We start from the raw sequence: 13,429 nt of genomic DNA, 5'->3' as shown, positions 1-13,429 counted from the left end.
GTTACATAGGCAACAGTTTGCACCCGGCTCCCTAGCCGGTTCGGGTGCTCAAGCGTATCATGGCCGCCGGCATTTTTAAGAAAAACACCGTTATAAAAACACGCCGTAGTCTGCCGGCTCCGGGCGCGCCTGCCGCCTGCCGAAGGCCCGGCTCATATGGAAGCCCTTGCTCGCGCAAGCGAGGACAAGGACCAGTGAGGATGATATGAGCATCATTAGAAAACAGGACTTTATCGATTCCATTGCTGACGCCCTGCAGTACATCTCCTTCTACCACCCCCTCGATTTCGTTCAGGCCGCCAAGGCCGCCTATGACAGGGAGATCAACCCGGCTGCCAAGGACGCCCTGGCCCAGATCCTGATCAACTCCCGCATGTCCGCCGAAGGCCATCGTCCGCTCTGCCAGGATACCGGCATCGTCACCTGCTTCGTGAAGATCGGCATGCAGGTGCAGTGGGACAGCGACATGACGGTCCAGGAGATGGTGGATGAAGGCACCCGCCGTGCCTATACCAACCCGGACAACCCGCTGCGCGCCTCCGTGCTGGCCGATCCGGCGGGCAGCCGCAAGAACACCAAAGACAATGCCCCTGCCGTCGTGCACATCGACATGATCCCCGGCGACAAGGTGGAGGTGAGCATCGCGGCCAAGGGTGGCGGCTCCGAGAACAAGTCCAAGATGGTGATGCTCAACCCTTCCGACGACATCGTCGAGTGGGTGCTCAAGACGGTGCCGACCATGGGGGCCGGCTGGTGCCCGCCCGGCATGCTGGGCATCGGCATCGGCGGCACCGCCGAGAAGGCGGCCGTGCTCGCCAAGGAAGCCCTGATGGAGCACATCGACATCCAGGAGCTGATCGCCCGTGGTCCGCAAACCACCGAAGAGAAGCTGAGGGTCGAGCTCTACGACAAGGTCAACAGGCTGGGGATTGGTGCCCAGGGCCTCGGCGGCCTCACCACAGTACTGGACGTGAAGGTGAAATCCGCGCCGACTCACGCCGCCTCCAAACCCGTGGTGATGATCCCCAATTGTGCCGCCACCCGTCACGTGCATTTCGAGCTCGATGGCTCGGGCCCGGCCGAGCTGACCCCGCCCAAGCTGGCCGATTGGCCCGAGATCACCCGCGAGGCGGGGGGCAACGTGCGCCGGGTCAACGTCGACGGTATCACCAAGGCCGAGCTCGCCAGCTGGAAGAGTGGCGATACCGTGCTGCTCTCCGGCAAGATCCTGACCGGTCGCGACGCCGCCCACAAGCGCATCGCCGACATGCTCAAGAACGGTGAAGGGCTGCCGGAAGGGGTCGATTTCACCAACCGCTTCATCTATTACGTGGGCCCTGTCGATGCGGTGCGTGACGAAGTGGTCGGCCCGGCCGGCCCGACGACCTCCACCCGGATGGACAAGTTCACCGACATGATGCTGGGAGAAACCGGCCTCATCGGCATGATCGGCAAGTCCGAGCGCGGCCCCAAGACGGTCGAGAGCATCAAGCAGCACCAGGCCGTTTATCTGATGGCGGTCGGTGGCGCCGCCTATCTGGTGGCGAAAGCCATCAAGAAGGCGCGGGTAGTGGCCTTTGCCGATCTCGGCATGGAAGCCATCTACGAGTTCGAGGTGGAAGACATGCCGGTCACCGTGGCGGTCGACTCTCAGGGCAACAACATCCATGAAACCGGGCCGGCCTACTGGTCCGCCAAGATTGCCGAGCTGGATACCAAGCTCGCGTGATCCGCAGCCCCCGTCGGGGGTCGGGCAGGGAAACTGCCACCGGCATGGAGATGACAGAAGGCGACCTCAGGGTCGCCTTTCTTGTGCGCCTCGTTTGCCGATCGCCACGCCTTGATAATGGTGCTCTGTTCTTATAACCCTATGACGCAAGGGGCTTTTCAGAGACCAGCCCGGAGCCGTAGGTCTACTCAATGGTTCAGGTAGACATCCTGGCCGCCGTAGCCAAGGGCGCCTCCCCGGGAGGGCACGGGTTCGAAGAAGCGGGTCAAGACGCCGGCGCGCTGGCCCAGGGTGTTCAGTCTGCCGCGATCCAGGGCAACCTGTTCGGGCAGCCAGGTCAGCACGGCGGCACAGTGGCCATTGATCAGGCTCTGCTCCAGCAGACGCTGCCAATTCTTGATCTTGCGACCATGCACGACCAGCACCCTGGCAGGGTTGATCCCCTGTGCCTGCAACTGCTCGGCGACGGGCAGGCCGGGCGGCGCGATGAGCAGGATCCAGCCGCGGTCGCTCTGGCTCAGGTGGCCCAGCGCATCGAGCAGCGGTGTCTCGTGAAGGTTGGCACCGAGCCGCTGCTCATGCCCCATCTTGCTCTGATGGCGGGTGGGCCAGGTGGTGATCAGACCGGCAGAGGAGGAGAGAGGGCGGTGACTCAGGGGCTGGCTCATATGTTGTTCCTGTATGAATAACCATGCTGTATGCGCATACAGTAGTTCCATCTTGCGGGAGTGACAAGTCGCTTGTGGCTAAAAATGTGAGCAGATTGGCAATATCAATACTTAAGGTTATGAATAAAAAGAATATTTTTATTTGGCATGAGGTGGGTGTTTTGTGAGCTGTAGACAAATGGCGGGTCGGCGCCCATGGTTATACAGTCTGTGTGACGAGAGGAGGGAGCAAGATGGACGTCAGTACCTTGCAGCGGCTGGATGCCAACATTCTGCTCGGGATCATCAACGAGAAGCTGCGGCTGGAGTGCGATGGTCTGGAAGAGCTGCTGGCTTATTACGACATGACGGAGGATCAACTGGCCACCCGTCTGCAGCAGATTGGGTATCACTATGATCCCATGAGCAACCAGTTCAAGGCCCATGGCTAATTGGCAGGGCAGGGTGCTCCGCTTGGAGCACCTTCCTTTTATTGCCGCCTGAACATTGCAAGCATTGAAAGCGGTTTCACCTTCAATCATATTGGCAGTTATTTTCACGTATTTTCAGCCGCAGGCAAACATTGAAAACCTATTCATGAATTTATCTTTTGTGAATTCATGCATTGTGTTGATTTAAAAGGTTATTTTTATTTCCCATCCCAAAATTTAAGGAAAGGGTTTTCATGGTGAAACTGTCATTTTTATGCGTTAAAGTGTGACTCACGTTAACTTTTCAACCCCTGGCTTTAGCTAGTATGCCCACGCCGGAGCATATTCTGAGATAACAACAGCGCCGGTCCCCAATGGGATGACATTTTTATTTGTAACGAAGGAAAATGGTTTATGGCTACCAAGAAGAAGACAGACCAGGATCTCCAACTGGATAAAGATCAGCTCAAGGCGAGTATCGTGCGTCACCTGCGTTCTACCTTGGGTACAAGCGAACAGAAAGCCTCTCCGGATGCCTGGTGGAAAGCGACCGCTGCCGCCGTCAATGAACAGGTGTACGAGCGCCTGACCCGCACTCAGCAGACTCACTTCAAGAAAGATACTCGTGCGATTCACTATCTATCTGCTGAATTCCTGATGGGGCGTTTGACCTCCAACAACCTGCACAACCTCTCCCTGTACAAGATCTGCGAAGAGGCGCTGGGTGAACTCGGTCTGGAACTGACCGATCTCTGCGAGCAAGAGCCCGACATGGCCCTCGGCAATGGCGGCCTGGGCCGTCTGGCCGCCTGCTTCATCGATTCCCTGGCCACCCTGAACTACCCGGCGGTGGGCTATGGCATCCATTACGAACACGGCCTGTTCCGTCAGGAAATTCAGGATGGCCGCCAGATCGAGCGTCCGGACTCCTGGCGCGAATATGGCAACCCCTGGGAGATCTGCCGCCCCGAGTCTGTGCAGGAGATCCCGCTCTACGGCTACGTGGAGACGGTGTTCGGTGACAAGGGCGGCCTGAAGAAGGTGTGGCACGCCGGTCGCAAGATCAAAGGGGTGCCCTGGGATATCCCGGTCGTCGGTTTTGGCGGCCACACCGTCAACATCCTGCGCCTGTGGGAATCCCGCGCCTCCGAGTTCTTCGACTGGGACGTGTTCAATGCCGGTGGCTACGTCGACTCCCAGGCCGAGAAGGCCCAGGCTGAGACCATCTCCAAGGTGCTCTACCCGAACGACGAGACCGACGCGGGCAAGGAGCTGCGCCTGATCCAGCAGTACTTCTTCTGTGCCTGCTCCATCAAGGACATCATGCGTCGCTACAAGCGGGTCCATGGCGCCGATTTCGGCAACTTTGCCGCCCAGATCGCCATCCAGCTCAACGACACCCACCCCACAGTGGCCATCCCCGAGCTGATGCGGGTGCTGGTGGACGAGGAAGGGCTGACCTGGGATACCGCCTGGGGCATCTGCTATCAGGTCTTCTCCTACACCAACCACACCCTGCTGCCCGAAGCGCTGGAGAAGTGGTCCGTCAGCCTGTTCGAGAAGGTGTTGCCCCGTCATCTCGAGATCATTTATGAGATCAACGCCCGCTTCCTGAACGAGCTGGTCGAGCCGAAATGGCCGGGCAACGACGCCATCAAGGCCAAGCTCTCCATCATCGAAGAGGGTAACGTGCGCAAGGTGCGCATGGGCAACCTGTGCGTCATCGGCTCCTCCAAGGTGAACGGCGTGGCCGAGATCCACTCCAAGCTGGTGAAGGAGGATCTCTTCCCCGAGTACGCCGAGCTGTGGCCGGAGAAGATGTGCAACGTCACCAACGGCGTGACCCCGCGTCGTTGGCTGCTGGCCTGCAACCCCGAGCTCGCCGAGCTCTACAACGAGGTGGTGGGCAAGGAATGGCCGCTGCAGCTCGACAAGCTGCGCAGCGTGGTGAAGTTTGCCGACGACCAGGCCTTCCAGCAGCAGTTCATGACCATCAAGCGTCACAACAAGGAGAAGCTGGTCAAGGTCATCAAGGCCGAAACCGGCATCGAGGTGAGCGCGGAGGCGATCTTCGACGTCCAGATCAAGCGTCTGCACGAGTACAAGCGCCAGCAGCTGAACCTCATCCACATCATGGCGCTCTACCGCCGTCTGCTGGCGAACCCCGACTATGACATGCACCCGCGCGTGTTCATCTTCGGCTCCAAGGCGGCGCCCGGTTACAAGCTGGCCAAGGACATCATCTACGCCATCAACAAGCTGGCGGAGCGGGTCAACAACGACGCCCGCATCCAGGGCAAGCTGAAAGTGGTGTTCATGCCGAACTACCGCGTGAGCCTGGCCGAGAAGCTGATCCCGGCGGCCGACGTCTCCGAGCAGATCTCCACCGCCGGTTATGAAGCGTCCGGCACCGGCAACATGAAGATGGCACTGAACGGCGCCATCACCATAGGTACCCTGGACGGCGCCAACATCGAGATCGCCGAGGAAGCGGGCGCCGAGAACTGCGCCATCTTCGGCCTGAACGTGGACGAGGTGAAGTCCCTGAAGGCGCGCGGTTACAACCCGTACGACTTCTACTACGCCAACTCCGAGCTCAAGGCCGTACTGGACTGGTTCGATACCGACTACTTCACGCCGGGTCGCCCGGGGGAGCTCGCCTCCATCAAGCGCTCCTTGCTGGAAGGGGGGGATCCCTACCTGACCCTGGCGGACTTCGAGTCCTACTCCGAGGCGCACAAGCTGATCGATGCCTGGTATCGGGATCCGGCCCTGTGGGCGAAGAAGGCCATCATCAACTCCGCCACCATGGGCAAGTTCAACTCCGACCGCTCCATCCAGGACTACGTGGACCGGATCTGGAAGCTCAAGAGCTGCAGCGTCGGCTGATCGCCACCCCTATGAAAAACCCCGCGATGCGGGGTTTTTTTATGCCATCAGCTCCAGGGCTCTGTCATCAGGGTCTGTCGACCACCCGGGTGCCTGCCGGCACGCGCTTTTTGCCGGTGATCATCCCCCTGACGAGATCCCCCCGCACCAGGCGATCGAGGGCGATGACCGCCAGCACATGGACGAAGATGGCGATCTGCAGCGCCTTGGCAAAGAACTCGTGCACCTCCTCCATGAGATGGCTGCCCGCCAGCGGCCCGTATTCGGTCATGATCCCGCTCGCGGCGGTGCCTACCAGGCAGGTCAGGAGCAGCAATACCATCAGGGAGCCCAGCGGATTGTGGCCGGCGTAGTAGGGATGCCGTCCCTGCAGGGTGCTCTTGAGATAGGCGATGACGCCGGCCGGCGTCGGCAACCACTGGGCAAACCTGGCATGGTAAGAGCCGATGAACCCCCACAGGATGCGCAGCACCAGCAGTCCTGCCAGCGCATATCCCGCATAACGGTGGTTGCGCTCCCCCTCCTCGAGGATGAAGAGGTTCAGCACGCATAAAAGCACGGTGGCCCAGTGAAAGCCCCTGACCACCCAGTCCCACACCTTGATTTCATTGCCGCTCTGCATCGTGTTCCCCATGACATGATCCTCTCGTCGTGATGTGTCGAGCCCTCCGCGTCACGGGTGGCTCGCCTGTCGTTGTCCTGCATCATGGGAGGGATTTCTTAAGGCAGTGTTAATGCGAGCACGGCCGGGAAGCCGAGGGGGCTGGTTGCCATGTCGGCGCGATGAGGGAGGCGGCCGCGGGCAAAACAAAGCCCCGGCGAAGCGGGGCTTTGAGGGTCATCAGGGCCGCCTGCGGGCGAACATCAGTGGAGGATGTCCCCCATGAAATAGGCGAGCAGGGTCAGAATGACGGTGAACACCAGGTTCAGCACCAGACCGGCCCGCATCATCTCCCGCTGCTGGATGTGACCGCTCGCAAAGACGATGGCGTTGGGTGGGGTGGCCACCGGCAGCATGAAGGCGCAGGAGGCGCCGACCGCGATGAGTACGGACACCACCACGGGGGAGACCCCCAGCGCCTCGGCGACCCCGGCGAACAGCGGCACCAGCAGGGCGGCGGTGGCGGTGTTGGAGACCAGCTCGGTCAGGAACACCACGAAGGCGGCCAGGCAGAGCAGGATGACGAAGATGGGCATGGCGGAGAGGCCGCTGGAGAGGTGCTCCGCCAGGAAGGCGTTGGCCCCGGTCTGCTTCAGAATGGCGCTCAGGGTGAGGCCGCCTCCGAACAGCAGCAGCACACCCCAGTCGGTGTTCTGGTTGATGTCATCCCAGCTGGCGACCCGGCTGACGGCGATGGCCAGGATGGCACCCATGGCGATCAGGGTATCGAATTGGGGAATGCCGCCCAGGGCCGCGGCGAGGGGCTGGGAGCCGATCCACAGCAGCACAGTAGTGAGGAAGATGAGCAGAGTCGTCTTGCGCTGGCCTGTCCACTCTATGGTGACCCGCTCGGTGCTGACCTGGTGGGAGAGATTGGGACGGGTCACCCAGTAGAGCAGGCTTATGCCCACCGGCATGAAGATGAGCACCACAGGGATGCCGAATTTCAGCCAGTCGGTGAAGCCAAGGCCCATCTGGGCGGCGGCGATGGCATTGGGCGGGCTGCCCACAAGGGTGCCGATGCCGCCGATGCTGGCGCTGTAGGCGACGCCAAGCAGGACGAAGACTAGGGTACGACGCTCCTTGTGGGCGTCGAGCCCCTTCAGCATGCCGAGGGCGAGCGGCATCATCATGGCGGCGGTGGCGGTGTTGCTGATCCACATGGAGAGGGCTGCCGTGATGGTGAAGAGCACGATGGCGGCCCAGCCGAGGTGCCCCTTGGCGAGCTGCATCACCTTGCCGGCGATCTGGGTATCGAGTCCCTGCTTGGAGAGCGCCGCCGCGAGGGCGAAGCCGCCGAAGAAGAGGAACAGGACGGGGTTGGCGAAGTCGGTCAGCGACTTGCTCATGTCAAACACCCCGAGCAGGGTGGCGAGCACCGGGATGGAGATGGCGGTGATGGTGATGTTCACCGCCTCGGTCAGCCAGAGGATGGCGATGAAGATCAGGATGCCGAGCCCCTTGTTGACCATGGGATCAAACGGGAGCCAGGCGAGCATGGCACAGAGCAGCAGGAGATCCAGGATGACGATCCCGGACTTGATGTCCAGCCAGCGTGAGGGGGTGGAAGGCAGTGCAGAGGTTGGCATGTTGTTCTCTCGGTTAATTTATGGTTGTTGTTGTGTTGCCGAGATTACATTCAAGCCCCTGTTTGAAACAGGGGCTTGTGGTCAAACCATGTGGCGACTCACAGAGTCAAGTGAAAATGGATCTGAAATTAAACACAAATCAAACATTTCATTTTCATTTTGGCGTGATCGCGAAGGAGAGGAGCCACTCCTTGAACATCCCCTTGGGCAGGGCCCCGCTGCGCTGGGCCAGGATCTCCCCCCGCCGGAAGATCATCAGAGTCGGAATGCTGCGAATGGCGTAGCGGCTGGCGATGGCCGCCTCCTGCTCTGTGTCGAGCTTGACGAAACGGATGCGGGGTTCGAGCTCCCGGGCCGTCTCCTGAAAGACAGGGGCAAATTGCAGGCAGGGGCCGCACCAGCTGGCCCAGAAGTCGACCACCACCGGAATGTCGGACTGGATCAGGGCATCGAAGTGCGCCAGCCGGCCGGTGACGGGGGTGTACGCGAACAGGGGATGCTGGCAGCGGCCACACTTCGCATTTGAGTCTGTTTTTTCGGCGGGCAGGCGATTGCGGGTAAAGCATTGGCTACAATAGGTAGTGACAAGTGACATATTTGCTTCCTTATTTCATGGCCCGGCAACATCTTTATTGCATTCAGAGCGCCGACTAACGGTAACATAGCACCCAGTTGTTTTTCACAGTGGGCCCTCCGGCCGTGACCTCGTGTCACCGGATGGCCGACCATGACATGAGAATCGAGACGGGATGAAGAGTGTGGCACGGGTCAATCGTGTGGTCTTTGGCCTTATCATCGTATCGCTGCTGGCGTTTTCTGCCTATTGCTGGCAATTGCTCAGCCAGCAGCAACGCGCCTTCGATCTGAGTGTGGCCGCAGAGTTGGTGCTCAATCGGGTCAATACCGACACCGTTTATCTGCTGGGGCGCGAGAAGGCCAGCGATGGCAGCGTGCAGCAGCGTCTCAGCCTGCTGTCGAGCAGTCTGGACCGGTTCGTGAGCCAGGTGCGCGACGATCCGGCGTCGGCCGAGGATCCCGGCGCCCAGACCCTGCAACGGGACATCGACGGCTATCTGCTGGATCTCGCCAGGCTCTACACCATGGAGATGACTATAGAATATCTGGCGCCTCGCTTTCAGGGCCAGCTCAAGGCGCTGCAGACGACCCTGCCGGCCGGGGAGGGGCAATACCGCGACCTCACCGAGCTGGTCCGGCTGAGCCACTATCTCAGGCGCAGCTGGGACACAAACGAGCAGAAACACCTGTTGCAACTGCAGCAGCAACTGCTGGACACCTATGGCGGGCAGCCCAGGATGGTGGCGGTGGTCCGGCTGAGCCAGGAGCTCAACCAGCAGGTGATGGAGTATCATCGCCTGCGCAACCAGATCGTCGAGATGAAGGGGCTGAGCTCGCTGCCGGCCTGGAAGCAGAGCAAGCTGGAGCTGGCCTCCTCCCTCAAGAGCCGCTTCTATCTGATGGTGCTGGGGGGGGCGCTGCTCTGCTTCTCGCTGGTGGCCGCGACCCTGTGGCGCCGCAACCAGAAGCTGAGCGATCTTTCCCGCCATGCCGGCTTGCTGGCCCAGGCCAAGAGCGACTTCCTGGCCAACATGAGCCACGAGATCCGCACCCCCATGAACGCCATCATCGGGTTCAGCGCCCTGGCGCTGCAGACCAACCTGGATCCGCAGCAGCGGGACTATCTCAACAAGATAAAATCCTCGTCTGACACCTTGCTGCTGCTCATCAACGACATCCTGGATCTCACCAAGGTGGAGTCCGGCAAACTGACCCTGGAGGAGATCGACTTCGATCTCAGCGAACAGCTCGACTCCCTGGCCGCCATGTTCGCGGATCTGGCGGAGCGCAAGCAGATCGAGGTCATCATCAACAAGTCCCCCGCCGTGCCCGACTTCCTGCGCGGGGATCCGCTGCGCCTCGGCCAGGTGCTGGTCAACCTGGTCAACAACGCCATCAAGTTCACCGAGCGGGGCGAGGTGGAGGTGGCTATCACCCTGGTCAACCAGCACCCCATGCGGGTCTGTTTCAGCGTGCGGGACACCGGCATCGGCATCGCACCGGAGAAGGTGGCGCAGCTGTTCCAGCCCTTTACCCAGCTGGAGGCGGGCAACACCCGCAAATACGGCGGCTCCGGGCTGGGCCTCAACATTTCCCAGCGGCTGGTGGGACTGATGGGGGGCGAGATCCGGGTGCAGAGCAAGCCCGGGGTGGGGTCCACCTTCCGGTTCGAGATCCCCATGTCCCAGGCGGTCTACGGGGTCTCCGGGCGCCGGGTCTTCTTCGATCACCAGCCCCTCATCCTGATGATGGATGACAACGAGCTGGTGCTGGAGCTGGCCAAGGACATCCTGGGCCGTGCCGGCGCCTCGGTGATCGCGGTCAACAGCCTCTCCCGCGCCCGCCAGGTGCTGCGCGAGGAGGGGCACCATATCCGGCTCGCCATCCTCGACTGGCGCATGGGTCAGGAGGACGGCCTGGATCTTGCGCTCGAGATGTACCAGCACAGCCAGTGGCGGCGCCTGCCCATCCTGATGACCAGCGCCTGGTCCAGGGAGGGGCTGCACGGGCGCATGGAGAGTATGGGGCTGACCCACTTCCTGGCCAAGCCGATGACAGAGAACGCCCTGCTGGCCAAGGTGGACGAGCTGCTCAATGGCAGCTCCCACGACAGCAAGGTCCGCCAGGCCGAGGTGCAGGGGGATCAGCAGCATTTTCGCGATCTGCTGCGCGGCACCCGGGTGCTGCTGGCCGAAGACAACAGGGTCAACCAGCAGCTCATCCTGGAATACCTGCGCCGGGTGGAGGCCAAGGTCACCGTGGTGGACAACGGACGCGAGGCGGTGGAGCAGGTGGCGGAGCAGCCGTTCGACGTCATCCTGATGGACTTGCAGATGCCGGTGCTGGACGGGCTGGATGCGACCCGCCAGATCCGCAAGATGGTGGACAAGCACGACGTGCCCATCATCGCCCTGACCGCCAGCGCCATGCCCGGGGATCGGGAGCGCTGCCTTGGGGTGGGCATGAACGGCTATGTCACCAAGCCGGTCAGCAAGCTGGATCTCTACAACAACCTGTTGCAGTGGGTGAAGAGCAGCGGCGGGGAGTCCAAGGTGCCCCTCGAGGTCAAGCCGCCGGCTCTGATGGGGGTGCTGGATCTGGACGATGCCCTGCGCCGGCTGGAGCAGGACAGGGAGGCGCTGCAGATCCTGTTCAAGTTGTTCCTCTCCGAACACAAGGACGATCTGTGGGACATCCGCTCCGCTCTGCGCCGCCAGCAGCCCGAGGTGGCGTGCCGGCTGTTGCACACCCTGAAGGGGGTGTCGGCCAACATCTCCGCCTCCCGCCTGCAACTGCTGGCCGGGGAGCTGGAGTGGCGGCTGCGGCTGCAGGAGGAGCTGAGCGAGGGGGATCTGAACCAGCTGCAGCAGGTCTTCACCCAGACCCGGGAGGAGGTGTCCCACTTCCTGCTCACCGGGGAGCAGCAGGAGTCGGTCGCCTTCCCGTTCTCCTCCTCCGACAAGCGGATCTGAGGGGCAAAGATAGCAATCGTTCTCAAGTCGCCCGCTTCAGGCTATGATGATCGACCCAATCGCCCCCGCCACGGGGGCGATTGTATTGGGCTTTTTTCACGATCACGCGGCAGCGCGCCGCGACCAAGGACTTCTCTGTGAGCGTATTTCTGCGGCTAGGCTGGTTTTTCAAGGATCAGTGGCGGCGTTATCTGGTGGCCATCTCATTGCTGATGCTGGTGGCCCTGTTGACCGTGATCCCCCCCAAGGTGGTGGGCTGGGTGGTGGATGGCATCGCCAAGGGCGGGCTCGACGGCAGCACCCTCACCGGTTATCTGGCTGGGCTCTTCGGCCTGGGCCTGCTTATCTACCTGCTGCGCTACGTGTGGCGGGTCATGCTGTTTGGCGCCTCCTATCGCCTCGCCTACGTGCTGCGCAACCGGCTGTTCACCCACTTCACCCGCATGAGCCCGGATTTCTACCAGCGCCACCGCACCGGCGATCTGATGGCCCATGCCACCAACGACATCCAGGCGGTGGAGATGACGGCCGGGGAGGGGGTGCTGACCCTGGTGGACTCCTTCATCGTCGGTATCCTGGTGCTCTCCATCATGTGCAGCCAGTACTCCTGGCAGCTGACCCTGCTCTCCCTGCTGCCCCTGCCGGTGATGGCCTTCTTCATGAACCGCTTTGGCACCCAGATCTACAAGGAGTTCAAGGCGGCTCAAGGGGCCTTCTCCCGCCTCAACAACAAGACCCAGGAGGCCCTCTCCGGGGTGCGGGTACTGAAATCCTATGCGGTGGAGTCCCTCGAGGATCAGGGTTTTGCCGAGCTGACCCGTCAGGCGGGGGAGCGCAACATGGCGGTGGCCCGCATCGACGCCAAGTTCGACCCCGTCATCTACCTGTGCATCGGCTGCTCCTATTTCCTGGCGGTGGCGGGCGGCAGTGCCCTGGTGCTGCGTGATGAGCTGACCCTGGGGGAGCTCACCAGCTTCACCATGTACCTGGGCCAGCTCATCTGGCCCATGTTCGCCATCGCCTGGTTGTTCAACATCATCGAGCGGGGCAGCGCCGCCTACTCTCGCATCGAGAGCCTGCTCGGCGAGCGCAGCGACATCGAGGAGCCTTCCTCCCCGCTGCCGTTCACCTCGCCCTTCCCCCTGGTGATGAAGGGGGTGGCATACCGGCTGGAGTCGCGCACCCTGCTGCTGGGAATAGACTTCACCCTGTCAAGGGGCGGCATGCTGGGCATAGTGGGACGCACCGGGGCGGGCAAGAGTTCCCTGCTCAAGCTCCTGATGCGTCTGGCCAACCCGGGGGCCGGACAGATCACCATGGGGGGGCAGGCCATAGAGCAGCTCTCTCTGGAGGCGCTGCGCAGCCAGTTTGCCTATGTGCCGCAGGAGCCCTTCCTGTTCTCCACCACCATAGCCGCCAACATCGCCCTCGGCCGGCCGGACGCCAGCCAGGAGGAGATAGAGCGGGTGGCCCGCATCGCCTGCGTGCACGACGACATCGTCCGCTTCCCCAGAGGCTATGAGACCGAGGTGGGGGAGAAGGGCGTCACCCTCTCCGGCGGCCAGAAGCAGCGGCTCGCCATCGCCCGCGCCCTGTTGCTGGATGCCCCCATCCTGGTGCTGGACGACGCCCTGTCGGCGGTGGATGCCCACACCGAGCAGCAGATCCTGCTGGCGCTCAAGGCCCACAAGCGCACCCTCATCCTGGTCAGCCACCGCATGACGGCGGTGGAGCAGGCGGACGAGATCCTGGTGCTGGAGCAGGGAGAGATCAGCGAGCGAGGCCGTCACGACGCCCTGATGATCCACAACGGCTGGTACGCGGACATGGTCCGCTATCAGCGCCTGGAACAAGACGTGGAGGAGAGCCTGTGAGTTTGATGATGAGACGAGTGGTTCCCCTCATCCCCACTGCTCCTGCGAGGGGGGAGGGGAA

General features: G+C 61.9%; 9 protein-coding genes. 5 read left to right on the top strand and 4 right to left on the bottom strand.

Annotation, left to right across the window (positions count from 1 at the left end; genetic code table 11):
• Window positions 1-205 precede the first annotated feature (205 nt).
• Window positions 206-1,729 carry a fumarate hydratase gene (locus tag BN1132_RS09065; protein ID WP_042076956.1) on the top strand — a complete coding sequence of 508 codons (1,524 nt, stop codon included), beginning with the start codon at window positions 206-208 and terminating at the stop codon, window positions 1,727-1,729.
• A 188-nt stretch (window positions 1,730-1,917) separates the two neighbouring features.
• Here BN1132_RS09065 and BN1132_RS09060 read toward each other — a convergent pair whose 3' ends face one another.
• Window positions 1,918-2,397 (bottom strand): cell division inhibitor, encoded by a 480-nt coding sequence (locus BN1132_RS09060; RefSeq protein WP_042076955.1) that lies wholly within the window; start codon window positions 2,395-2,397, stop codon window positions 1,918-1,920.
• Window positions 2,398-2,630: 233 nt separating this feature from the next.
• Here BN1132_RS09060 and BN1132_RS09055 point away from each other — a divergent pair, with 233 nt between their 5' ends.
• Together BN1132_RS09055 and BN1132_RS09050 are read left to right on the top strand one after the other, a co-directional pair.
• Window positions 2,631-2,828, top strand: coding sequence for a DUF4250 domain-containing protein (locus BN1132_RS09055; RefSeq protein WP_005323525.1), 198 nt, complete (start codon window positions 2,631-2,633; stop codon window positions 2,826-2,828).
• 393 nt (window positions 2,829-3,221) lie between these two features.
• Entirely contained in the window at window positions 3,222-5,696 is a 2,475-nt protein-coding gene (locus tag BN1132_RS09050) for a glycogen/starch/alpha-glucan phosphorylase (protein WP_042076954.1), read from the top strand.
• Between the two features lie 67 nt (window positions 5,697-5,763).
• On the opposite strand, the gene BN1132_RS09045 is transcribed toward BN1132_RS09050, so the two are convergent.
• From BN1132_RS09045 to trxC, 3 genes are all read right to left on the bottom strand, one after another.
• Window positions 5,764-6,318: a cytochrome b/b6 domain-containing protein gene (locus tag BN1132_RS09045; protein WP_042076977.1), complete on the bottom strand. Its 555-nt coding sequence runs from the start codon at window positions 6,316-6,318 to the stop codon at window positions 5,764-5,766.
• A 242-nt stretch (window positions 6,319-6,560) separates the two neighbouring features.
• Window positions 6,561-7,946, bottom strand: a complete 1,386-nt coding sequence (locus tag BN1132_RS09040; RefSeq protein WP_042076953.1) for an SLC13 family permease — start codon at window positions 7,944-7,946, stop codon at window positions 6,561-6,563.
• Between the two features lie 154 nt (window positions 7,947-8,100).
• Window positions 8,101-8,541: a thioredoxin TrxC gene (gene trxC / locus BN1132_RS09035; RefSeq protein ID WP_042076951.1), complete on the bottom strand. Its 441-nt coding sequence runs from the start codon at window positions 8,539-8,541 to the stop codon at window positions 8,101-8,103.
• A gap of 154 nt (window positions 8,542-8,695) precedes the next feature.
• Here trxC and BN1132_RS09030 point away from each other — a divergent pair, with 154 nt between their 5' ends.
• The gene (locus BN1132_RS09030; RefSeq protein ID WP_042076950.1) at window positions 8,696-11,494 is read left to right on the top strand and encodes a hybrid sensor histidine kinase/response regulator; all 2,799 of its coding nucleotides are present in this window, start codon (window positions 8,696-8,698) and stop codon (window positions 11,492-11,494) included.
• A 137-nt stretch (window positions 11,495-11,631) separates the two neighbouring features.
• On the top strand, window positions 11,632-13,368 hold the full coding sequence (locus BN1132_RS09025; RefSeq protein ID WP_042076949.1) for an ABC transporter transmembrane domain-containing protein: 1,737 nt from the start codon (window positions 11,632-11,634) through the stop codon (window positions 13,366-13,368).
• Window positions 13,369-13,429 lie beyond the last annotated feature (61 nt).

It is taken from the genome of Aeromonas sanarellii (assembly GCF_000820085.1).
GTDB lineage: Bacteria > Pseudomonadota > Gammaproteobacteria > Enterobacterales > Aeromonadaceae > Aeromonas > Aeromonas sanarellii.
Note: the sequence above shows the minus strand (reverse complement) of the source record. Positions and strands in the feature narration are given on the sequence as shown.

Excerpts from the sequence above, each read along its gene's own strand:
- BN1132_RS09030 (WP_042076950.1), top strand. The coding sequence starts at position 8,696 with ATGAAGAGTGTGGCACGGGTCAATCGTGTGGTCTTTGGCCTTATCATC.
- trxC (WP_042076951.1), bottom strand. The coding sequence starts at position 8,541 with ATGTCACTTGTCACTACCTATTGTAGCCAATGCTTTACCCGCAATCGC.
- BN1132_RS09040 (WP_042076953.1), bottom strand. The coding sequence starts at position 7,946 with ATGCCAACCTCTGCACTGCCTTCCACCCCCTCACGCTGGCTGGACATC.
- BN1132_RS09055 (WP_005323525.1), top strand. The coding sequence starts at position 2,631 with ATGGACGTCAGTACCTTGCAGCGGCTGGATGCCAACATTCTGCTCGGG.
- BN1132_RS09050 (WP_042076954.1), top strand. The coding sequence starts at position 3,222 with ATGGCTACCAAGAAGAAGACAGACCAGGATCTCCAACTGGATAAAGAT.
- BN1132_RS09045 (WP_042076977.1), bottom strand. The coding sequence starts at position 6,318 with ATGCAGAGCGGCAATGAAATCAAGGTGTGGGACTGGGTGGTCAGGGGC.
- BN1132_RS09065 (WP_042076956.1), top strand. The coding sequence starts at position 206 with ATGAGCATCATTAGAAAACAGGACTTTATCGATTCCATTGCTGACGCC.
- BN1132_RS09060 (WP_042076955.1), bottom strand. The coding sequence starts at position 2,397 with ATGAGCCAGCCCCTGAGTCACCGCCCTCTCTCCTCCTCTGCCGGTCTG.